Origin of the sequence: Dorea sp. 210702-DFI.3.17, from assembly GCF_020560825.1 — a bacterium.
Lineage (GTDB): Bacteria > Bacillota > Clostridia > Lachnospirales > Lachnospiraceae > Dorea > Dorea formicigenerans.
The window spans coordinates 1-22,404 of record NZ_JAJCNB010000038.1; the positions used below are offsets into that span (position 1 = coordinate 1).

Below are 22,404 nucleotides of genomic sequence, written 5' to 3' on the forward strand. Positions count from 1 at the left end.
TTCGATACATTTTACAATGCCATCGGAGAATTTCTCATAATGTAAATTATCATCATCTTTGAAGATAACTGTATCGTTTTTAATGTCTTTAGGTTTCAACTTTCCGTCCTTGACCATTTGCTGCTTTTCAGCACGGATACGCTCAAGGAGAACAGACGCCGGCTCGTCATTTGGGTCTTGCGGCACAAGTTTACCACGGATAGCCAAATCCAAGATTTTTTGTCTTAATGCTTTGGTATCCATTACTCGTCCACCTCGCCTATAAGTTTTTCAAGTTCAGCAACTGCTTTTGCAATATTTGCTGATTCCTCTTTTATTTGTGAAATCATTTCGGCTAATGTGCGATCGTCATCTTCTTCACTGACAATCCATTTAAAGTCTAATTTCAACTGGTCACGAGAATAGACCTCATCTTTTGTGAATTTTCTCCATCTTCCGTTTGGATTTTCTTCAGAATACGTAGGCACACGGTCTTGCATATGACCAGAACAATAGCAAGAGACAAAATCGTCAAGATGTTCCCTTGTAAGAGGTTTTTGAACTAAAGTGTGCTTAATTCCAATACGATAGTCATAAACCCATATATCCTCGGTCGGACTTCCTTTTTCAAAGAAAAGGACATTCGTCTTAACTCCATTTGCATAGAAAATTCCTGTAGGAAGTCGCAATATTGTGTGAAGGTTAAAATCTTTAAGTAATTTTTCTCTAACTTTTGCAGTTGCATTTCCATCGGTAAGAACATTATCCGGCAATACAACTGCCACACGACCACCGGTTTTAATGATAGACATAATGTGCTGTAAAAAATTAACTTGATTATCTGATGTCTTTATAAAGTCAGTACGAACTGTATATACTTCACCGCTGCCTTGCGGTCTTGTGCCGAAAGGCGGATTTGCAAGGATAACATCATACATAGCGTCATCGTAATTTTCGGTCAAAGAATCTTGACAAACAATCGGGCTGTTTTTTGTTCCGATGTCATGCAAATACAAATTCATAGAAGCTAGCGTTACAACAAGAGGCGTGTTATCAGCTCCAAAAAATGCATCATTTTTTAAAAACTTCTGTGCCTTAATATCTTTGCTTTGCGTTTTCATATGCTCATATGCAGCAAGAAGAAATCCACCTGTACCGCAAGCAGGATCGGCTACAGTTTCTGTTATCTTAGGGTCAGTAACATCAACCATGGCTTTGATAAGAGCACGAGGGGTGAAATACTGACCGGCACCACTTTTTCTGTCTTGGCCATTATCTTCAAGAATTCGTTCATATATAGCACCCTTTAAATCGCCATCCATCATATACCAGTTTTCAGAATTAACCATATCAATGATTTTTGCAAGTTTAACAGGGCTGTCTATTTTATTTGACGCTTTTGTAAAGATAGTGCCGATTAGGCCGTTTTCTTTTGCAAGTTCATTTAAAATTTCCTCGTATTTCTCGATTAAATCAGTTCCGTTGAGGTCAACAAGGTCTTTCCATTTGTAGCCGTCAGGAATTGTACTTTCCACACCTGTAGCTTTTTCTTTTTCGTCATCCATTTTAAGAAAAAGGATATAAGTAAGTTGCGTTATGTAGTCTGTGAATCCCACACCGGCAGCAGCCATAACATTAGCAATGTCCTTGACTTTCTTGATGAGTGCCGATTCAGTTTTCGTTTGATTTTCAGTCATAGTTAAGCCACCCTTAATAAGAATTTTGATAATGTTTCAATTTCGGTATTTAATACCTTTGCATCTCCAAATGATTTAATAGCTTTTCGCCATAAATCTGTGTCAAACTCATTTAATTCACCTGCGTTTATATATCCTTCATTTATGACATAATCAGCAATTTGCTTCATAATGTCTTTTTGGTCATCAGTAAGTGTACGTTGTGCTTGTCCACAATAAAGTGTAAACTTTTGAGAATATCCTTTTAACAAACTGATTAAATTAGGATTCTTTTTATAAGCGTAACGAACAATTTGAATAAGGTTAGTTAATGCTTTTCCGTTTTGTTTGATGTCAAGTTCGTCAACTTTTCCGTCTGTATCTAACAGTTTATAATTACTCCAAATTTTATACGGAGTAAACAAGTGATTTTCTGAAACCAATCTTTCTTGAAGTTCCGACAACATTGAATATGTGATAAGTGTATCTTCGGAATTATGGATGATACGCAGAGCCTCAATACTGTCGGCGTTATCATTAAGATATTTTTCAAAATTGTCGATAAACGTTCTCGCTTCCTCTTTTGAAAATCCTTTTTCAATCAGAGTATCATCATTAGGAGAGATTGCATAATAGCCCCTGTGTAATTCAAGCAACTTTTTTCTTGCTTCCAAATTAGAAATTAAACAAGAAATCAAATCGTTTCTTGTGCGATTTTCATCAGAGGGGCTAACAAATGGGGGCAAAGTGTTTTGAGAAATGGCAGTATTTATATTCAATGCCAAATCCTTTGGTGAAAATCCGAAATTAGTTATAAACATACTTAAGTGATGACCAAATAGAGCGTTGTTTTCATATCTGCGATTTATACTTGAACAGTAATCACGCAGGAATGATAAATTGTCATCAGTTATATATCCGTGCGAAAGATATTCTAAGAGCTTTTCTAGTTTTGGAATATTTGTACCTGTTCCACCACCGCCACCAGCAGTTGGTATTGTCTTATCGTGTTCGGTAACACCAACACAATCAACAATATAGAAGCAATCTTTTGTTGTCGCATTAGGAGTTACTTCCTTTAATTTGTCATCGTTAATAGTACGACAGCCTCTGCCTTTCATTTGTGTGTAAAGCACATCAGAGTTAACATCCCTCATAAACATAACGACTTCCAATGGCTTTACATCCGTGCCTGTTGCAACAAGAGTTACAGTAACGGCTATTCTGAATTCTTTTTCCGTTCTGAATTCTCTGATAAGTGTATTTGTGTCTCCTGCCGAATAGGTGATTTTTTGAACGAACTTTTCAGGAATTTTACCATCCTCGAATTTCTCTGCGAACACAGCTTTAACAATATTTACAATTTCAGAAGCGTGGTGATCGTCCTTTGCAAAAATCAAGGTTTTTGGGATATATTCCCATAATGCTTTTCGTTCCGGAAACATATCAGTATAAATCGAATCTCTAAAAGACTCCATATTTTTTCTGATTTGGTCTGGGCTTACAACAGAACGATCGAGTTGATTTGGGTTAAAATCAATTCGTTCTTTTGTTACATATTCATTAACTTTATATCCACTGCGGGTTGTTTCAACAACCTTATCGCCGCTTTTAATAGCTCCACCGTGTTCTGTCTGTTCGGTTTTAATTCTATATACTCTAGCCGGAACATTAACACCATCGACAACAGAATCATCATATGTATATTTTTCAATGATGTTATCATTGAAAAACGCATAAGCTTCCGGTGTTGGTGTGGCGGTTAATCCGAGTATTTTTGCACCTGAAAAATACTTGAGAACAGATTGCCATTTGCCATAAATTGAGCGGTGACATTCATCAACGATAATGAATTGAAAATAGTCCGGTGGGAGTTTAATATCTTTACCCAAATCTATTTCAGGTTCTGCTTTTTGCTCATCGGTCTCATCAAAATTTAAGTTGTTTTCATCTTCTTCATCTTCGTTTATTTCATCGTCTTTTCTGCCTGTTAAAACGGCAAACAATTTTTGAATAGTGGATATGATTATGTCGCCGTTAATCTTTTCAGGATTTGTCAATCTGTTTATAACATATAATTCATTCAATGCTTGTTGTTTTTCTGTGCGATCAAACAGTTTAAATTCAGTTTCAGCTTGACGGGCGAGGTTATTTCTGTCTGCAAGGAATAGCACTCGTCTTGTTGGCGTGTAATTAAGCAAACGATACGCAGCCAAACAAGCGAGATATGTTTTACCTGAACCTGTGGCAAGAATAGCAAGAGATTTTTTCTTTCCCTGTTTTATTGATTTTTCAAAATTATCTTCAGCAGTAAACTGGCAATCACGAAGTCCTTTTTTCTCTATTCTCGGTAAGGCACCATATTCGGATTTTTGATTTATAAGTTGCAACATTCTTTTGGGAGAGTGCATTTCTTTGATCTCAATATAATCGCCATCCGGATCAGTCAATAAGTTTTTAAATAGAATTTTTTTGCCATTTGCAAGATAAACAAGAGGAATCAAGTTATCAAACCAAGTTCCATACCAGTTTTCAGGTGTTACAGCATAGTTTTCTGCTTGTAGTTCAACCTCATCCCCAAGGTCGTTTTCTTCTCTTTTAGCTTCAACTACGGCTATTGCCTTGTTATCAATAAATAACAAATAATCACTTTCGTTACCGCCTTGCATTAATGCCTCTTTTATTGCCATTGTATAGTTCGGCACATAATCTTGCCTGCTTACAATATCCCATCCCGCATTATTGAGTTGTTTATCAATTTTTATTCGTGCTTTTTCTTCAGGTAACATAATGTAAGCCTCCTATAAGCCAATCATTTAAGTGTACTATTTCAACTTCCTGATAATAAAAATTATCGTAAGCTGATAGATATGAATATGTAGTTATTGTTTTGGGTTACTTTCTGAAAATTTCATTAAGAGTTTTTCCTTCTGAATTTTTCCATTCAACCCATCCATTTGTAGAACCACCAAGTACAAAATCACTTGCCCCGCTCGGAGTATTGAATTCTATCGTGATATTGAGAAAATATTTGCCGTCAACTTGGCTAATCTCTCCACTTGCAAGTAATTCAGCACGCTGTTTGTTATATCGCGCTAAGTGTACCGGTTTATTTATATTAATTTGCGAACCTTCAAGTACTTGAAATTTTTCACCATCATATATACCTAATGCGGAAATCCCATTTCGTGTAGTATGAAAAATATCTGAAGATGTTGATGACTTGACATTATCCATTTTATATCCCTGTGTACCCATTATAAATTGAATCTCATCATATATTTCCTCCACAGAAGCCATATCATATTCATCAATTTCATACTTTGGCACAACAGTATTTTCAACTTTATACCTTTTTGACTCTTGAGCTTTAATGATAGCAAATTTTTCAAGTCCGCTTATCATATCTAAAGAAAATGTTTTGTTATCCGCAAGAAACATTATTGCTTTATTCCAAAAATCTTTGGAGCGATTATGGTCATCCAATCTTAAGATACCATTGCGAGTTTGTCCCACGTAAATTTGAGCTATTTTATTATCATCATTTTCATTAATCAAGTAATATATTCCCGGACGGTTAATTCCTGAAATGGTTTTTGCCTCTGCCAAAAGAGGTCGAGGAATAACATAAACTGTCATTGTCGAAAGATTTCTTCGAATAGAGCGAATTCCATCCGGTTGTCCGTTATGATATATCGTTTCAAGTTTTTTGCTTATTGCCATAGACTATCGCCCCATTTCATTATTCGTTATCAGGAATAAATTCCATAATATCATCTATGTTACAGTTTAAAGCCGTGCAAATTTTTCCTAATATCTCAACTGTAACATTCTCGCCTTTGCTCATCTTTGTAATTGTGTAATTACTAATATTAGCAGCTTTTGCAAGGTCTTTCTTTTTCATATCGTGGTCTATTAATAGTTTCCACAGTTTCTTATAACTTACAGTCATAATTCACCTCAAATAGTGTCGGAATATAACGATACAATTATATTATATCATAAAATTGCTCTATTTCAATAAAAAATGCAGTTTTCTCTCGATTGAATAATTTAATTTTGTTATTTGATAACTTTTTCTTGCGATATGGTATTAGGGCTATCCTAACGAGTACCGTTTTTATCTGACAGGAGTAAAAACGGTCTGCTCGCTAAGCTAAATTTGTGCGTCGCAATTACAATCAAATATTTTTACATACCCAGTCCTTCGTTTTTTGAACTTTCAAGAAACGAGGGACTTTATTTTTTTTGCAAATTTTTCGCCGAAATACCCTGACTTTTGTGGCTCACGGTTCAAACAAGTAGAGGGCATAAAAAATTTTCCCAAATAATTTTTATTAAACCGTCAATTTTGGGTGTGCATTTCGGCACCCTTTGTCCAAATGAGTAGAGAGGCAAATGTTAAATGTTTATAAATTTTTCAAAAACACCCCCCAAAAAAGCGTTCTCAGTTCTAACAAGTGAAGGGGTTAATAAAAAATATTGGTCAGAGGGTTAATTTTTGACCGTTTTCGTTGCCTACCAAGTGAGAGGGTAAATTTATTTGCAAATAGGGGGTGCAAAATGCCTCTCCCGGTTCAAACAAGTGAAGGGAGTTTTTACAATGCCGAGATTATCAAAGAAAGCAAAACAAGAATGGGATTTTTTCATAAATCCCAAAACGGGCAAAAGAACATACAACAGCCTTTGTCTCAAATGCAAAAACAAATGCAAGCAAAGCCACAAGGCAATCGTTGTTTTTTGTCCGAAATACAAATCCAAAAGAGGTGCAAAAAGCGTTAAAAATCGCCGTGAATATGACGACAGCGGTTAATTTGATATAGCAATACTTGATTTCGATAAAAAACAGATACAAAAAGAAAAAATTACCGATTTCGACACCAAATCAATACAGAAACAGAGGTGATACAGTGAACAAATATTTCAAAACATCGGACGCCAAAAATTTTGCTTTCTACAAAGTACCGAAAGCGTTATTTGAAGAAAAGTACAAATCGGTTTCAACCGATGCAAAAATGCTGTACGGACTTTTGCTTGACCGAATGTATTTGTCCGTCAAAAACGGCTGGATAGATAAACAAGGCAGAGTATATCAATATTTCACAATAAAATCCGCTCAGGAAAAACTGCATTTCGGTCACGAAAAGATATGCAAGTTATTCTTCGAGCTTGAAGTCGCAGATTTGATTATTCGCAAAAGACAAGGTCAGGGGAAGCCGAGCATTATCTATCTGAAACAATTCTGATTTTCGGTTTTCTTAATTTCCGAATAACGGAAGGTAATAAGACTTAGAAGATTAAGACTGTTACCGGCCGAGAAAAGAATATATATGGAGGTTAAAATGATAAAAAACATAAGCATAGATTTACTTGTTCCTTTTGAAAATCATCCGTTTAAGAAAAGAAACGGAATCGAACATCAAGAATTAACAGAAAGCATAAAAGAAAACGGATTGCTTGAACCGATAATAGTTCGTTCTTTTCCGGCGGGTAAATATGAAATTATCAGCGGACACAGACGAGTTGAGGCGTGCAAGGAACTCGGGATAACAAGCGTACCCGCAATAATCGAAGAACTCACAAAAGACGAGGCGATTGTGCAAATGGTGGATTCAAACATACACCGTGAACATATTTTACCGAGCGAAAAAGCTTTTGCATACAAAATGAAATCAGAGGCTTTGAAACATCAAGGTAAAACTTATGGACAAGTTGTCCACAAGTCAAGAGATAACATATCCGATACCGAAAGCGGCAGAAATGTTCAGCGATATATCCGCTTAACAAACTTAATACCCGAATTACTTAAACTTGTTGACGAGGAAAGGATAGCCTTTACTCCTGCGGTTGAACTTTCATATCTGTCGGAATATGAACAACAAATATTACTTGAACAAATAGAATTTACCGACGCAACACCGTCATTATCGCAGGCACAGCGATTAAGAAAATTCAGTAAAGACGGCAACTTTTTCGTCGATACGGTTTTCGCCGTTCTCAATGAAGAAAAGCCAAATCAAAAAGAACAAGTTAGATTTATGGAAGAGGATATACGCAAATATTTTCCGAAAAGCTACACCAAATCCGATATGCAAAAGACAATCATTTCACTGCTTGAAAAATGGCAGAGGCAAAGAGAAAGAAACAGGAGGGATGAAAGATGACAGATAAAAACAACTCAATATATGCACCGTATTTTGAAAAGAATGATGAACCGTTCTTTATGAAAATAGGCAATACAACTTACGAAGTCAGCACACATTTTAATCCCAATGGCAGAGAAAATGTGCTTCAACAATTTGAAGATTTGCTTACAGAATTAAAGATAGCATAAGTTTGCACAATCGACACTGCGGCATTGCAAGTGTACAATACCTATACATTGCAATGCCATGTTGTCACAGAAAGGAGCAAATAGTTTATGGCAACAAACAAAAATATACAAGGGCAAGAAGAAAAAATCACCGCTCTGTATTGCCGTTTATCTCAAGACGACAATTTAGAGGGTGAGAGTAATTCAATATCAAATCAAAAAGAAATTCTGATGACCTATGCAAAGAAAAACGGATATTTACATCCGCAATTCTTTGTCGATGACGGTATCAGCGGAACAACATTTAACCGTCCCGGCTTTCAGGAAATGGAAAGCCTTATTGAAGCAGGTAAGGTGTCAACCGTAATTGTAAAAGACTTATCTCGCTTTGGCAGAGAGCATTTGCTTTGCGGTCACTATACGGAAATTGTTTATCCGACCTTAGGCGTCAACTTCATAGCCATACAAGAAAATGTTGATACCACGAAAGGTATGGGGACGGAAATGATGCCGTTTCATAATATTTTTAACGAGTGGTATGCCGCACAAACCTCAAAGAAAATCCGTGCCGTTAATGAAATGAAAGCGTCAAAAGGTATGAGGATTTCTTCAACAGTGCCTTACGGTTACAAGAAAATTGAAGGCGATAAGGAGCAATGGTACATAGACGAGCCTGCGGCTGAAATTGTAAGAAAGATATTTAATCTTTGCATTTCGGGTAAAGGTCCGTCTCAAATTGCAAGACAGCTTGAAGCCGAAAAAGTGCTTACTCCGACAGCATATTTCAATTCCGTAGGTAAGAAAACAAGTAATTTGATGCCTACCAATATCTATGCTTGGCGTTCAAATTCTATTGTCCACATTCTTGAAAACAGACAATATACCGGCTGCACCGTAAATGGTAAAAGTACAACAGTCAGTTACAAAGTGCATAAGAAAATTGAGAAATCACAAGAGGATTATCAGATTATTTCCAATACACAGGATGCAATCATCAGTGAAAACACTTGGCTGAGAGCGCAAGAACTGAGGAGAAACAAAAGGCGAAATACTGCAACAGGAAGAAGGAGTTTGTTCTCAGGTTTAGTATATTGTGCCGATTGTGGTTCTAAACTTCACTTTTGTGCTTCCAAAAGTTTAAAGAAAAATCAGGAATTTTGGAGGTGTTCTTCCTACAAAGACGGTCGTGGTACTTGCACAATCCATTTTATACGAGATGTTGTACTCGAGGCAATCGTTAAAGAGGCTATATCCGAACTTGCAGATTTTGTCCGTTGTTACAACAGTGTATTCCTTTATCTTATCTCCGAAAATAAAGGTGCAGAATCTGTAAACCGAGAGAGATCTTTGCGAGTCAAAACCGAAAGTGCAAAGCAAAGAATATCCGACTTGGACAAATTATTCTCAAGAATTTATGAGGATAATATTCTCGGTAAGTTATCCGATGAGCGTTATTCCCGTATGGCAAATGAATACGAAGCTGAGCAAAAGCGACTTATATCAGAGGTTAAGGAAAATGAAAAAGTTCTCATTGAACTTCAAAAGCAAACTGTCGATATGAAGATGCTCTATCAGGGACTTATGGAATTTACAGAGATGAAACATCTTACTCCAACCGTTGTAAACAAACTTATTGAGCGTATTGAAATTCACAACAACGAGAAGAAACATTCTCACAACAATGTTAAAGTGGATATTTACTTTACGGCAGTCGGATTATTTGACATTCCGACAGAGCAACAGATTATTGATACAATGGAAAGAGCAAAACAGAAAAAAGCGGAGAAATCCGCTTAAATAAAGGAAAAGGTGTAACCCCCTTTATCGGGATTACACCATAATTTCTTAAGTACTGCCTTATTAGCCCGTGGCTAAAGCCCGAAGCTTTTTTGTATAATAGGATTAGGGTGTCAAAAGACACGTTAATTAATATATGATTTCATTTCATATATCGTGTTAAGTTTTCAAGGTACAAATATATATCAAAGGTCAGTGACCTTTTGACACCCTAATCATAATAGGAAATTGCATTTCCTATTATATAAAAAGGCCTCCGGCAGGGCGCACATTGTCCGGTGGACAATGGTTTTGCGCCGACCGAAACGGAGTGTAGACTTGCAGAGGTGCGCAGTAGAAGTAAGTCATGCAATTGCATGACGCGCACCTCACAACAAGAATGCCGAGGCATTCTTGAAAAAAGCGGAGCGGGAATACGAAAGCTGAGATAGAAGAATTAGTAAGGGGAGATTTTTATGCAGGAATTGAAAGAGCGGGGAGCACAGATTTTCACGAATCCGTATGTGATTCAAGTAGACAAGTTTGCAGGATCTTTAAAGAAGCTGTCAGATACATTTTCAAAGCTGGAGGATTATCGCGCTACATTTACAAATGAGGAAAATGACGACATTTTTGAGCGTGTGACTCAGAAGGTGTGCCGGGAGTGTGAAAATCGAGAAAAATGTCTGGGGGAGAGACGGCAGCAAACGTATCATATGATGCGGGAAATTCTGTGTGCGGTTCAGGACTACGGTGCCGAGCTAAATGTGGAATTAAAACGCAGGCTTATGAAGCAGTGCCTTTTGGCACCGAGATTTTTGCGGGAGACACTGGAAAATTATGAAAATGTGAGACAGAAGTTGATATGGAATAATAAAATGGTACAGAACCGGGAGGGCTTTGCTGCGCAGTTAAATGACCTGGCGAAGACTTTGTGCTATACGACTCACGAGCTGGATGCCGGGATATTTGAAGATGAGCATTTGAAAAAGAAAATCCGAAATCAGTTAAAAAAGTCCGGAATCAAGATTTTGTCCTCGGTTTTTTATATGACCGCCCAGGGGAAATATGAGATACATTTGACGTTAAAGGCGTCCAAGGGGCATATTGTCGCTATGAAAGAACTGGCGTCAGAAGTTGGGAAAATGGCAGGCCGGATCATGGTTCCCGGGAGGGGAGAACGCCCAATTATCGGGGACGAGTACTGCACAGTTGCCTGTGTGGAAGGAGCAAGATTTCACACGATCCAGGGTGTGGCCAAAATAGGAAAAGGCAGCGAGAAAATTTCCGGAGATACATTTTTGACCTCGGACTTGCCGGGAGGAAGAAAAGGTGTGGCACTGTCAGACGGTATGGGTTCAGGTGAGCGCGCATTTCGGGAGAGTACGATGGTAGTGGAAATGTTAGAAGAGCTTTTAAACGCTGGATTCCCGGTAAAAACGGCAGTTCAGATTATGAATACAGCCCTCGTGACTGGTCGGGAAGAAGTAATGTTTTCCACGATTGATGTGGCGATTATTGATCTGTACGATGCAAGCTGTGAGATAGTAAAAGCAGGAGCAGCCACTACATATATAAAACGAAAAGATGAGGTGGAGGAAGTGCATTCTATTTCCCTTCCGATTGGTGCGCTGGCAAGGCTTGATATAGAATCGGAGCGGCGACAACTCGAAGATGGAGACTTTCTTGTTATGGTGACAGACGGTGTATTGGACACCTTGCCGACGGGGAAACAGGACAGCCTCATGGAAGAATTCATTTGTCAGGTGGAGTCCCAGAATCCGGGAGAAATGGCACATCACATTTTGAACCGGGTCATGGAATATGCAGGAGCAGCGCCTCTTGATGATATGACAATTCTTGTGACAGGAATCTGGAAGCTTTAGAATATCATTGTAGTTGAAGTATTTGCCTCTAAGAATAAAAAAGGAATATGGTCTATATGTAAATAGTGAAATAGAGAAAATATATGGAAAACTTGCAATTTGCGGGCAAATTTTATATATTGATATCAGAGATCAAAGCCATTCTTGAATAACAAATAAGCGAGGAAATGTTTGGGCAGATGATTAGAGAGTCGTCCTAACAGGATAAAGCAGATGTATCAGAGAGTAAAAGCTTATGTAGAAGAACAGCATATGCTGGAGAAAAAGGACAGAGTAATTGTAGGCGTATCGGGAGGTGCAGATTCCGTATGCCTGCTTTTTGTGCTTACAAAGCTTCGGGATGAACGACAAAAAAGCGGAGATGGAACATTGGAAATTACGGCGGTGCATGTGCATCATGGCCTTCGCGGAGACAGTGCTGACGCAGACGAGCGTTATGTGCGGAAAATTTGTGATGCGTGGAATGTTCCGCTTGTTGTTTATCATAAGAATATAAGAGAACTTGCAAAATGCTGGAATATGTCTGAAGAGGAAGCGGGCAGAAAGGCCAGGAGAGAGGCATTTCTGGAAGTAAGAAACCAGTATAGTGATGTTCCATGTGATAATGCTCAATATGGTGATATCCAGTCCCACCATGCTGAGTGTGCCAATGGCAGACAAGAGAGCGCACAAGGTTTTGGGAAAATTGCGCTGGCACACCACAGAAATGATGAGGCCGAGACCGTGTTATTTCATTTGTGCCGGGGAACGGATGTCCGGGGACTTGGCGGGATTGCGCCGGTGTCCGGATTTTGGATTCGTCCACTTCTTAATATAGGAAGAAATGAGATTGAATCATATCTAGAAAAAGTGGGAATATCTTATTGTACAGACGAGACGAATGCAGAAAATGTTTATGCAAGAAATAAGCTTCGTAATCAGGTTATTCCACAACTGGAGGAAATAAATGAACAGGCAGTCTGGCACATTTCCAGAACAGCTCAGAGCGTGCGTGAACTTTGGAGTTATGTGGATATGCAGATTGAGGAGTATAAGAAAAAAGTGTTGCAGATAGAGCCACAATCATGTCGGAAAGAAACAAATCTTGCTACAGGAGCTATTAGTCTGATTCTGAATAAAAATGAATATGACAAAGTCCCGGTACCGTTAAAAAGTTATGTGATCCACCGGATCATCTGTGAAGCTGCGGGGCACGAGAAGGATATCAGTGCAGTACATGTACAGGCGGTAGAGGAGCTTTTGAACCGGCAGGTGGGACGGAAAATAGATTTGCCTTATGCTGTGACGGCGAGCCGCATTTATGGAGGAGTGAAGTTTGAAAAGAAACCTGTCATTTCTACAAAAATGATTGATCCAAACCATTTAAATGATGAAAATATAGAAAATCCAGAGGCTTTGTTTCAGTTCCGCATTTTCGAAAGACCACCTGGAATGAAAGCATTTCCCGAAAAAACCTACACGAAATGGTTCGATTATGATATAATTAATAACACTGTGGAAATCAGACACAGACAGGCCGGAGATGTCCTTGCAATTAATAAAAATGGAGGAACGCAAAGGCTGAAAAAGTATTTTATTAATGAGAAAATTTCGCAGGAAGAGCGAGAGAAAGTCTGGCTGGTGGCAGATGGGCACGATATTATGTGGGTGGTCGGTCACAGACAGAGCCAGCGTTATCAGATTACAGAATCTACAAAAAAGATTTTAGAAATTCACTTTTGCAAAGGAGAAAATTATGGCAGAGACAGTAAGAGTATTAGTTGAGGAAGAAGAAGTTGATAAGAGGATCCGTGATCTTGGAGAGCAGATCAGTAAAGATTATGAAGGAAAAGAAGTGCATCTCATCTGTGTATTAAAAGGTGGCGTATTCTTTATGTGCGAACTGGCAAAGAGAATTACCGTGCCGGTGTCCATGGACTTTATGAGTGTCAGCAGTTATGGTGACGGAACAGCTTCAAGCGGTGTAGTTAAGATTGCAAAAGACCTTGATGAGACACTGGAAGGAAAAGATGTTCTGATCGTAGAAGATATCATTGATTCAGGAAGAACACTTTCTTATCTGATTGAAATTCTTAAAAAACGTGGACCAAAGAGCCTGAGACTTTGTACATTATTAGATAAACCGGAAAGACGTGTCAAAGACGTGAAGGTTGATTATGTCGGATTTAACATTCCAGATGAATTTGTTGTGGGCTACGGTCTGGATTATGCCCAGAAATATAGAAATCTTCCATACATCGGAGTTGTAGAAGGTGTGGAGTAGAAGGGAGCAAAAAGCTTGGACACTAGAAAAAATAAAGGAATCAGCGGAGCCGGTCTTTTAGTTCTTGTTGTATTTTTGTTTGCAGTGCTCTGGTTTACGAACATGTTCGAAAATCAGAGTGACAGACTTACCTGGAGTGAGTTTCAGACACTGGTTACAGGAGACAATGTAGACAGCATTTCTGTGATTCAGAATAAAAATGTGCCGACCGGACATGTGGAAATCAAACTGAAGAAGGAAGATAAAGACGGTAAGCAGGTGCGGTATCTGTATGTTTCAGATATTAATGAAGTGCAGGATTATCTGAAAGAGAATAAGCTGGACTATGATATGGCAGATGTTCCGCAGGACACATTATTTTCAACAACAATTTTGCCGGTGCTTCTTACACTTGCAGGTGTGATGTTCATTTTTATGATGATGAACCGTCAGGGAGGAAATGCCGGAAGCAAAGCCATGAGCTTTGGAAAGAGCCGTGCAAAGTTAAGCACAGACAGCGACAAGAAGGTTACATTTGATCATGTTGCAGGACTGAAAGAAGAGAAAGAGGAGCTGGAGGAGATTGTTGATTTCCTGAAAGAACCTAAGAAATATATCCAGGTTGGAGCGCGTATCCCGAAAGGAGTTCTCCTTGTGGGACCTCCGGGAACCGGAAAGACACTGCTGGCCAAGGCAGTAGCCGGAGAGGCAGGAGTTCCGTTCTTTACTATTTCCGGATCTGATTTTGTGGAAATGTTTGTCGGAGTCGGAGCTTCCAGAGTCCGTGACTTATTCGAAGAGGCTAAGAAAAATGCACCGTGCATCATTTTTATCGATGAGATTGATGCAGTCGCAAGACGAAGAGGAACCGGTATGGGCGGCGGTCATGATGAGCGTGAGCAGACATTGAACCAGTTACTTGTTGAGATGGACGGATTCGGTGTCAATGAAGGGATCATTGTCATGGCAGCAACGAACCGTGTCGACATTCTGGATCCGGCAATCCTTCGTCCGGGACGTTTTGACCGTAAAGTCGTAGTCGGAAGACCGGATGTACAAGGAAGAGAAGAAATTTTAAAAGTTCACGCAAAGGGAAAACCGCTCAGTGAGGAGATCAATCTGAAACAGATCGCGCAGACAACTGCAGGATTTGCAGGAGCAGATCTTGAGAACTTATTAAATGAAGCGGCAATTCTGGCAGCAAAAGCAGGACGCCTCTTCTTAAAGCAGGAAGACATCCAGAAAGCATTTATCAAAGTCGGAATCGGAGCAGAGAAGAAGAGCCGTGTTATTTCTGAAAAAGAAAGAAGAATCACAGCTTTCCATGAAGCAGGTCATGCAATTTTGTTCCATGTCCTTCCAGACGTGGGACCGGTGTACAGCGTATCTATCATTCCGACCGGAAGTGCCGGTGGATATACGATGCCGCTTCCGGAGCAGGACGAAATGTTCAATACAAAAGGCAAGATGCTGCAGGATATCACAGTGGCACTTGGCGGCCGTGTTGCGGAAGAAATCATTTTTGATGATATTACGACAGGAGCTTCTCAGGATATTAAACAGGCGACTGGTATTGCGAAATCCATGGTAACGAAGTTCGGTATGTCTGAGAAAGTCGGACTGATCAATTACGACGATGACAGCGATGAAGTTTTCATCGGAAGAGATCTTGCCCATGCTTCCAGGGGTTACGGTGAGAATGTTGCCGGTGTGATCGATCAGGAAGTAAAACGGATCATAGATGAGTGCTATGCAAAAGCGAAGAGCATTATTCATGAGTACGATCATGTACTTCATGCATGTGCAGAACTGCTTTTGGAAAAAGAAAAGATTTCCAGAGAAGAGTTTGAAGCGTTGTTTGGAGATGAAGCATAGATGAATAAGAAAGCATTATTTTGCGACGGTACTTCGCAGTATGTGAATCCGTCCGAACCGGAGCGCAACGAAGAAGTTGTGTTCCGGTTCCGTACCGCTAAGGACGATGCAGAACATGTCTGCCTTGTCCACGAGAAAATCCGGTATGAGATGGAGAAGGCACAGACGGGCGAAGTATTTGACTATTATGAGATAAAAAGACAGCTGGGCGAGGAGCCGTTCCGGTATTATTTTGAGATCCGAAGCGGCAGTGAAGTATGCTATTATAACCGGTGCGGAGTGTCAGAGCGAGTGGTGTCAGACTATGATTATGTAGTCTGTCCGGGCTTTCGTACATCGAAGTGGGCGAAAGGTGCAGTCATGTATCAGATATTTACAGATCGTTTCTGCAACGGTGACCCTGACAATGATGTGGAAGACCGGGAATATTACTATATCGGAGACTACAGTAGAAAAGTTACAGACTGGAACCGCTATCCGGCAACCATGGATGTGCGGGAATTCTATGGTGGAGATTTAAAAGGAGTCTGGGATAAACTGGACTATTTACAGGATCTTGGAGTAGAAGTGTTATACTTTAATCCAATTTTTGTATCTCCTTCCAATCACAAATACGACATTCAGGATTATGATTACATTGATCCTCATTATGGAGTAATTGTTGAAGACGGCGGAAATATACTGGCAGAGGGCGATCATGAAAATGCCAATGCCACGAAATATCAAAAACGAGTGACGGACAAAAAGAATCTGGAAGCCAGCAATGAATTTTTTGTTCAGTTTGTGGAAGAGGTGCATCGGCGCGGCATGAAGGTGATTCTGGATGGAGTGTTCAATCACTGTGGATCCTTCAATAAATGGCTGGACAGAGAGCGCATTTACGAGAAACAGGAAGGGTATGCGCCGGGAGCATATGTCAGCGCAGACAGCCCGTATCGCAGCTATTTCCGGTTCTTTCAGGAAGAGCGGGAACGCTGGCCATACAATGGTTCATATGACGGATGGTGGGGACATGATACACTGCCGAAGCTGAACTACGAAGATTCACCGAAACTGGAAGCTTATATTTTTGAGATTGCGAAGAAATGGGTGTCACCGCCGTACAATGCGGATGGATGGCGTTTGGATGTGGCAGCGGATCTTGGAAGAAGTAACGAGTACAATCACGAATTCTGGAAAAAGTTCCGTAAAGTTGTAAAAGAAGCAAATCCGGAAGCACTGATCCTGGCGGAGCATTACGGAGATCCAAGCGAGTGGCTGGAAGGTGATGAGTGGGATACCATCATGAACTACGACGCATTTATGGAGCCGGTCACCTGGTTTTTGACTGGGATGGAGAAGCACAGTGACGAGGCAAGAGAAGACTTAAGAGGCAACGCCGACGCATTTGTAAATGCGATATGTCATCACATGAGCAATATGATGACGCCGTCCCTGCAGGTTTCCATGAATGAATTGTCGAATCATGACCATTCCAGATTCTTGACGAGAACGAATCACAGAGTCGGCCGTGTGCAGGAACTGGGGGCAGAAGCAGCCAATGAAAATGTCAATGTGGCAGTTATGCGTGAGGCGGTCGTTATGCAGATGACGTGGCCGGGCGCACCAACTGTTTATTATGGCGACGAGGCCGGCGTGTGCGGATTTACGGATCCAGACAACCGACGTACGTATCCGTGGGGGCATGAAGATCAGGAGCTGATTGCATTTCACAGAGAAATGATCCGGATCCACAAGCGATACCCGGTGTTCAGGGAAGGTTCTGTTCAGATGCTTGAGTGGCGGGAAAATGTATTGGCTTATGCAAGAACAGATCAGAACCAGCGGATTGTTGTAATCATTAATAACAGTGATGCTCTGGAGGAAGTAACGGTTCCTGTATGGCAGGCAGAAATCCCGATGCGTGGACGTATGAGAAGGCTGATGTATTCTTATCATGAGGGCTACACAACTGAGTACGAAGAGTATATAGTAGAAGATGGAGAGATAGTTGTAAACATGGGTGCGTACTCCGCACTTGTTTTGAAGGAGATGGACGTTAATTATGGATAGGTTAGACGTAAAACTTTGGGCGCTTGCAGAAAAAGGACAGATTGTTCCGGACCGGTCACTTCTTAAGACACCGGAGCAGATTGCCGAAATCAGAAAGAGCGCTGACCTCAACACAGCGGTACTGGATCATGTGGCTGCACATATCAAAGCTGGTATGAGCACAGCGCAGATCGATAAGCTTGTATATGATTTCACGACAGAACACGGAGGAATTCCGGCACCGCTTGGATATGAAGGATTTCCAAAGAGTGTGTGCACGTCGATCAATAATGTTGTATGCCACGGAATTCCAAGTGAGAATGAAATCCTTGTAGAAGGGGATATTATCAATGTAGACGTATCAACCATTTTAAATGGATATTATTCAGATGCTTCTCGTATGTTCAAGATTGGAAATGTGTCCGAAAGAGCAGAACGGATCGTGCGTGTAACACAGGAGTGTGTAGAGCGTGGCCTAAAGGCAGCAAAGCCATGGGGGCATCTGGGAGATATTGCATATGCGATTAACACGCATGCAAAGAAAAATGGATATTCTGTTGTAGAGGAAATTGGAGGACATGGAATTGGTCTTGAATTCCACGAAGAGCCATTTGTAAGTTATGTAACACCAAAAGGCAGTGAAATGGTGCTTGTTCCTGGTATGATGTTCACAATCGAGCCGATGATCAACGAGGGAACACCGGAGTTCTATGTAGATGAGGATAACGGCTGGACCGTATATACAGATGATGACGGATTGTCAGCCCAGGTAGAGTACATGGTACTTGTAAAAGAAAAGAGTGTAGAAGTACTGACGAAATAATAGATAGCAAAGCTGTTTGATACTGGTTACAGCAACTGCTGCTGTGAGCAGATATGGATTCCATAGACAGGAATTATTAGATGACTTTAAGATAATGACACGAGATGCAGGAGGAAAAACAGATGCTTAGAATTGGAATGTTGACAAGTGGTGGAGACTGTCAGGCACTGAATGCAGCAATGCGCGGCGTGGTGAAAGGACTGTTTCAGGCACGTAAAGACGTGGAGATTTATGGATTTGAAGAGGGATATAAAGGTTTGATCTACTCGAACTTCAGAATGCTTAAAGCTGAAGATTTCTCAGGAATTTTAACAGTCGGAGGAACAATCCTTGGAACTTCAAGACAGCCGTTCAAACTAATGCGTGTACCGGATGAAAATGGGCTGGATAAAGTAGAAGCTATGAAGCACACTTATCACAAGTTAAGTCTGGATTGTCTTGTGATCCTTGGTGGAAATGGAACTCATAAGACAGCAAACCTTCTGCGTGAGGAAGGCTTAAATGTTGTGACGCTTCCGAAGACGATCGACAACGATCTGTGGGGAACAGATATGACATTTGGATTCCACAGTGCGGTTGAAGTCGCAACAGATACGATCGATCGTATCCATACAACAGCAACTTCCCACAACCGTGTATTTATTATTGAGATCATGGGACATAAAGTCGGCTGGGTAACACTGCACGCAGGAATTGCAGGCGGTGCCGACATTATTCTGCTTCCGGAGATTCCTTATGACATGGATGTGATTGCAGAGGCAATAGACAAGCGTGTCAAATCAGGTAAAAAGTTTACCATTATCGCAGTGGCAGAAGGAGCTATTTCCAAGGAAGACGCGAAGCTTTCCAAGAAAGAATTAAAGGACAAACAGGCAAAGAAGAAATATCCTTCTGTAGCTTATGAGATGGCAGAAAAAGTTCAGAAGAGAACTCAGCAGGAAGTGCGTATCGCAATTCCCGGACACACACAAAGAGGTGGATCCCCGTGTCCATTTGATCGTGTATTGTCAACAAGACTCGGCGCAGAAGCTGCCCGCGCGATCTTAGATGAAGATTATGGTTGTATGATGTCCGTAAAGAATGATAAGATTGTTCGTGTTCCGCTTAGTGAAGTAGCAGGAAAGTTAAAATATGTTGATCCGAAGTCTGAGATCATCAGACAGGCAAAGATCACCGGAATTAGTTTTGGAGATGAATAATAACCATGTCATATATGGCTTTATACCGGAAATTCCGGCCAAATGAATTTGAAGATGTAAAGGGACAGGATGCAATTGTGCGGACGTTTAAGAATCAGATCGAAGCAGATCGTATCGGACACGCATACCTGTTCTGTGGAACAAGGGGAACCGGAAAAACAACGGTTGCCAAGATATTTGCAAAAGCAGTTAACTGTGAACACCCGGTAGACGGAAGCCCGTGTGGAAAGTGTGCAGTTTGTAAGGCGATTGCCGCAGGCAATTCCATGAATGTGATTGAAATCGATGCGGCTTCCAACAATGGTGTCGATAACATTCGTGAAATCCGGGAAGAGGTCGCCTACCGTCCAACAGAAGGACGTTATAAAGTGTATATCATTGATGAGGTGCATATGCTGTCTATCGGGGCCTTTAATGCACTTTTGAAGACGTTGGAAGAGCCGCCGGAGTATGTCATATTTATACTGGCGACTACAGAGGCGCATAAGATTCCAGTCACGATTTTAAGCCGGTGTCAGAGATATGATTTTAAACGCATTTCCATCGAGACTATTTCAGCAAGATTGCAGGAATTGATTAATAAAGAAGGATGGGATGTAGAAGAAAAGGCAGTCCGATATATTGCACGTATGGGAGACGGTTCCATGCGTGATGCATTAAGTCTCTTGGATCAGTGTGCTGCATTTTACATCGGACAGAAGCTGACATACGACCATGTGCTGGAAGTACTGGGGGCGGTGGACACGGAAGTATTCAGCCGACTGCTTCGTAAGATTTTGGACAGAGATGTACACAGTGTCGTTGAGATTGTAGATGAGTTGGTCATGCAGGGAAGAGAACTGTCGCAGCTCTCAGCAGATTTTACGTGGTATCTCAGAAACCTTCTGCTTGTCAGAAGCTCTGATGATATGGAAGATGTGTTAGATGTATCCAGTGAGAATCTGGCACGGCTGAAAGAAGAGGCTCAGATGATTGAGGATGATGCATTGATCCGGTATATTCGCGTATTTTCAGATTTGACCAGTCAGTTAAAATATTCAACCCAGAAGAGGGTCATGCTGGAGGTAGCACTGATTAAATTGTGTCGTCCGGCAATGGAGACAAATCCAGATACATTGCTTGACCGCCTGCGGGCAATAGAGGAAAAGCTGGAAAACGGTGATTTTATGGAAAATGCGGCGAGAGAACGTATTGTCTATGTAAATGGACCGGAAGGAGCAGAACAGGAACCGAAGAAAAAGCCGGAACTTCCGGAAGCTCTGAATGAAGATGTAAAACAAGTGGCAAAAGATTTCCGTAAACTCACATCTGATGCATCGCCAATGCTGCGGAATTATCTGAAGCAGGCAAGACTAAGTGCAGGAGAAGGAAACAGACTTCTGATCGTATTGCCGGATGCAGTAGGAGCCGGGGTAGTAGGAACAGAAGAACATAAAGAAGAAATCAGAAATCTGATCGAGAGTAAAATCGGAAAAAAACTGGACATCGATGTCCGTCAGGTAGAAGAAGGACGGAGATTTGAGGACAGTTTTGTAGATATAGAAAAACTAATCAATATGGATATTGTAGTGGAGGATGATTAATTATGGCAAAAAGAGGTGGATTTCCAGGAGGCGGAATGCCGGGAAACATGGCAAACTTAATGAAGCAGGCTCAAAAGATGCAGCGTCAGATGGAAGAGCAGGCAAAAGAAATGGAGACAAAAGAATTTACAGCAACTGCCGGTGGCGGAGCTGTAGAAGTCACAGTATCAGGATCCAAAAAACTTGTAAAAGTAAAACTGGATGAAGAAGTTGTAGATCCAGATGATGTAGAAATGTTAGAAGATCTCCTGGTGGCAGCAGTGAACGAGGCACTTGACAAAGTAGATGAAGCATCTGCAGCAAGTATGTCCAAATTCACAGGAGGCATGAATGGATTACTATAGTAACCAGATCAGCAAATTGATTGACGAGCTGTCCAGATTGCCGGGCATTGGTGCAAAGTCAGCATCCAGACTGGCATTTCATCTGATACATATGCCGAAAGAAGAAGTGAAACGTCTGGCAGACACTATGGTCGAGGCAAGAGAAAATGTACGTTACTGCAAAGAATGCTGCACCCTGACGGATCAGGAACTCTGCCCAATCTGTAGTAATTTAAATCGCGATCATAAGACAATTATGGTTGTAGAGAATACAAGAGACCTGGCAGCTTACGAAAAGACAGGAAAATACAACGGCGTCTACCATGTACTTCACGGCGCAATCTCCCCGATGCTTGGCATCGGTCCGGGAGACATCAAGCTGAAAGAACTGATCCGGCGCCTGGAAGGCGATGTAGAAGAAGTCATCATTGCGACAAATTCAAGCCTGGAAGGCGAGACGACCGCGATGTATATCAGCAAGCTGATAAAACCCACCGGAGTCAAAGTCAGCCGCATTGCCAGCGGCGTGCCGGTAGGCGGAGATCTGGAGTATATTGATGAAGTAACATTATTGCGCGCATTAGAAGGACGCACACAATTGTGAAAAGTGCTAAAAAAGAAAATTGGGGACGGGGTTTTTCTAAAAACAATGTCATTAAGTTAAGGATAAAATTGTAATTATTGAGGCTTTGACACTT

The 22,404-nt window shown here is 40.8% G+C and carries 20 protein-coding genes; 15 read left to right on the forward strand and 5 right to left on the reverse strand.

The features are described 5' to 3' along the window. The 5 genes from LI149_RS13110 to LI149_RS13130 form a co-directional block, all read right to left on the reverse strand. The coding region (locus LI149_RS13110; protein WP_331464072.1) for a hypothetical protein at nt 1-243 on the reverse strand (243 nt) is incomplete at its 3' end. Continuing rightward, entirely contained in the window at nt 243-1,676 is a 1,434-nt protein-coding gene (locus tag LI149_RS13115) for a class I SAM-dependent DNA methyltransferase (RefSeq protein WP_227143459.1), read from the reverse strand. The genes LI149_RS13110 and LI149_RS13115, both read right to left, overlap by 1 nt. A 2-nt stretch (nt 1,677-1,678) precedes the next feature. Further along, nucleotides 1,679-4,444 (reverse strand): type I restriction endonuclease subunit R, encoded by a 2,766-nt coding sequence (locus tag LI149_RS13120; RefSeq protein WP_227143460.1) that lies wholly within the window; start codon nt 4,442-4,444, stop codon nt 1,679-1,681. A 106-nt stretch (nt 4,445-4,550) separates the two neighbouring features. Next, on the reverse strand, nt 4,551-5,378 hold the full coding sequence (locus tag LI149_RS13125) for a GIY-YIG nuclease family protein (RefSeq protein WP_227143461.1): 828 nt from the start codon (nt 5,376-5,378) through the stop codon (nt 4,551-4,553). A gap of 19 nt (nt 5,379-5,397) precedes the next feature. Continuing rightward, nucleotides 5,398-5,607 (reverse strand): helix-turn-helix transcriptional regulator, encoded by a 210-nt coding sequence (locus LI149_RS13130; protein ID WP_227143462.1) that lies wholly within the window; start codon nt 5,605-5,607, stop codon nt 5,398-5,400. A 651-nt stretch (nt 5,608-6,258) separates the two neighbouring features. On the opposite strand from LI149_RS13130, the gene LI149_RS13135 reads away from it, so the two are divergent. From LI149_RS13135 to recR, 15 genes are all read left to right on the forward strand, one after another. Next, a complete protein-coding gene (locus tag LI149_RS13135) occupies nt 6,259-6,468 on the forward strand; it encodes a hypothetical protein (protein WP_227143463.1) in 210 nt (69 codons plus the stop codon). A 97-nt stretch (nt 6,469-6,565) separates the two neighbouring features. After that, nucleotides 6,566-6,901: a replication initiator protein A gene (locus tag LI149_RS13140; protein ID WP_227143464.1), complete on the forward strand. Its 336-nt coding sequence runs from the start codon at nt 6,566-6,568 to the stop codon at nt 6,899-6,901. A 96-nt stretch (nt 6,902-6,997) separates the two neighbouring features. Then, nucleotides 6,998-7,819, forward strand: coding sequence for a ParB/RepB/Spo0J family partition protein (locus LI149_RS13145; RefSeq protein ID WP_227143465.1), 822 nt, complete (start codon nt 6,998-7,000; stop codon nt 7,817-7,819). After that, entirely contained in the window at nt 7,816-7,989 is a 174-nt protein-coding gene (locus tag LI149_RS13150) for a transposon-encoded TnpW family protein (RefSeq protein WP_215636105.1), read from the forward strand. Before LI149_RS13145 ends, LI149_RS13150 begins: the two co-directional genes overlap by 4 nt. Nucleotides 7,990-8,076: 87 nt before the next feature. Beyond that, entirely contained in the window at nt 8,077-9,765 is a 1,689-nt protein-coding gene (locus LI149_RS13155) for a recombinase family protein (RefSeq protein WP_227143466.1), read from the forward strand. A gap of 455 nt (nt 9,766-10,220) precedes the next feature. Further along, nucleotides 10,221-11,630: a SpoIIE family protein phosphatase gene (locus LI149_RS13160; RefSeq protein WP_168934154.1), complete on the forward strand. Its 1,410-nt coding sequence runs from the start codon at nt 10,221-10,223 to the stop codon at nt 11,628-11,630. 213 nt (nt 11,631-11,843) lie between these two features. Continuing rightward, nucleotides 11,844-13,394: a tRNA lysidine(34) synthetase TilS gene (gene tilS, locus LI149_RS13165; RefSeq protein ID WP_227143467.1), complete on the forward strand. Its 1,551-nt coding sequence runs from the start codon at nt 11,844-11,846 to the stop codon at nt 13,392-13,394. Further along, nucleotides 13,366-13,893 (forward strand): hypoxanthine phosphoribosyltransferase, encoded by a 528-nt coding sequence (gene hpt, locus LI149_RS13170; RefSeq protein WP_005337320.1) that lies wholly within the window; start codon nt 13,366-13,368, stop codon nt 13,891-13,893. The genes tilS and hpt overlap by 29 nt, the downstream gene beginning before the upstream one ends. Before the next feature lie 15 nt (nt 13,894-13,908). After that, entirely contained in the window at nt 13,909-15,747 is a 1,839-nt protein-coding gene (gene ftsH / locus LI149_RS13175; protein ID WP_117495813.1) for an ATP-dependent zinc metalloprotease FtsH, read from the forward strand. Beyond that, nucleotides 15,748-17,799 carry a glycoside hydrolase family 13 protein gene (locus LI149_RS13180; RefSeq protein WP_227143468.1) on the forward strand — a complete coding sequence of 684 codons (2,052 nt, stop codon included), beginning with the start codon at nt 15,748-15,750 and terminating at the stop codon, nt 17,797-17,799. Beyond that, nucleotides 17,792-18,601, forward strand: coding sequence for a type I methionyl aminopeptidase (gene map, locus LI149_RS13185; protein WP_005335270.1), 810 nt, complete (start codon nt 17,792-17,794; stop codon nt 18,599-18,601). The genes LI149_RS13180 and map overlap by 8 nt, the downstream gene beginning before the upstream one ends. A 122-nt stretch (nt 18,602-18,723) precedes the next feature. Beyond that, the gene (locus LI149_RS13190) at nt 18,724-19,800 is read left to right on the forward strand and encodes a 6-phosphofructokinase (protein WP_168934151.1); all 1,077 of its coding nucleotides are present in this window, start codon (nt 18,724-18,726) and stop codon (nt 19,798-19,800) included. 5 nt (nt 19,801-19,805) lie between these two features. After that, nucleotides 19,806-21,383, forward strand: coding sequence for a DNA polymerase III subunit gamma/tau (gene dnaX, locus LI149_RS13195; protein WP_173786538.1), 1,578 nt, complete (start codon nt 19,806-19,808; stop codon nt 21,381-21,383). 2 nt (nt 21,384-21,385) lie between these two features. Continuing rightward, the gene (locus LI149_RS13200; protein ID WP_005335276.1) at nt 21,386-21,727 is read left to right on the forward strand and encodes a YbaB/EbfC family nucleoid-associated protein; all 342 of its coding nucleotides are present in this window, start codon (nt 21,386-21,388) and stop codon (nt 21,725-21,727) included. After that, nucleotides 21,714-22,310, forward strand: coding sequence for a recombination mediator RecR (recR, locus tag LI149_RS13205; RefSeq protein ID WP_005335277.1), 597 nt, complete (start codon nt 21,714-21,716; stop codon nt 22,308-22,310). The genes LI149_RS13200 and recR overlap by 14 nt, the downstream gene beginning before the upstream one ends. The last annotated feature ends 94 nt before the right edge of the window (nt 22,311-22,404 follow it).

Bases quoted from the DNA above. Each gene is read 5' to 3' on its own strand.
- LI149_RS13115 (WP_227143459.1), bottom strand. From the start codon at position 1,676: ATGACTGAAAATCAAACGAAAACTGAATCGGCACTCATCAAGAAAGTC.
- LI149_RS13120 (WP_227143460.1), bottom strand. From the start codon at position 4,444: ATGTTACCTGAAGAAAAAGCACGAATAAAAATTGATAAACAACTCAAT.
- LI149_RS13125 (WP_227143461.1), bottom strand. From the start codon at position 5,378: ATGGCAATAAGCAAAAAACTTGAAACGATATATCATAACGGACAACCG.
- LI149_RS13130 (WP_227143462.1), bottom strand. From the start codon at position 5,607: ATGACTGTAAGTTATAAGAAACTGTGGAAACTATTAATAGACCACGAT.
- LI149_RS13135 (WP_227143463.1), top strand. From the start codon at position 6,259: ATGCCGAGATTATCAAAGAAAGCAAAACAAGAATGGGATTTTTTCATA.
- LI149_RS13145 (WP_227143465.1), top strand. From the start codon at position 6,998: ATGATAAAAAACATAAGCATAGATTTACTTGTTCCTTTTGAAAATCAT.
- LI149_RS13150 (WP_215636105.1), top strand. From the start codon at position 7,816: ATGACAGATAAAAACAACTCAATATATGCACCGTATTTTGAAAAGAAT.
- LI149_RS13155 (WP_227143466.1), top strand. From the start codon at position 8,077: ATGGCAACAAACAAAAATATACAAGGGCAAGAAGAAAAAATCACCGCT.
- LI149_RS13160 (WP_168934154.1), top strand. From the start codon at position 10,221: ATGCAGGAATTGAAAGAGCGGGGAGCACAGATTTTCACGAATCCGTAT.
- tilS (WP_227143467.1), top strand. From the start codon at position 11,844: ATGTATCAGAGAGTAAAAGCTTATGTAGAAGAACAGCATATGCTGGAG.
- hpt (WP_005337320.1), top strand. From the start codon at position 13,366: ATGGCAGAGACAGTAAGAGTATTAGTTGAGGAAGAAGAAGTTGATAAG.
- LI149_RS13180 (WP_227143468.1), top strand. From the start codon at position 15,748: ATGAATAAGAAAGCATTATTTTGCGACGGTACTTCGCAGTATGTGAAT.
- map (WP_005335270.1), top strand. From the start codon at position 17,792: ATGGATAGGTTAGACGTAAAACTTTGGGCGCTTGCAGAAAAAGGACAG.
- LI149_RS13190 (WP_168934151.1), top strand. From the start codon at position 18,724: ATGCTTAGAATTGGAATGTTGACAAGTGGTGGAGACTGTCAGGCACTG.
- dnaX (WP_173786538.1), top strand. From the start codon at position 19,806: ATGTCATATATGGCTTTATACCGGAAATTCCGGCCAAATGAATTTGAA.
- LI149_RS13200 (WP_005335276.1), top strand. From the start codon at position 21,386: ATGGCAAAAAGAGGTGGATTTCCAGGAGGCGGAATGCCGGGAAACATG.
- recR (WP_005335277.1), top strand. From the start codon at position 21,714: ATGGATTACTATAGTAACCAGATCAGCAAATTGATTGACGAGCTGTCC.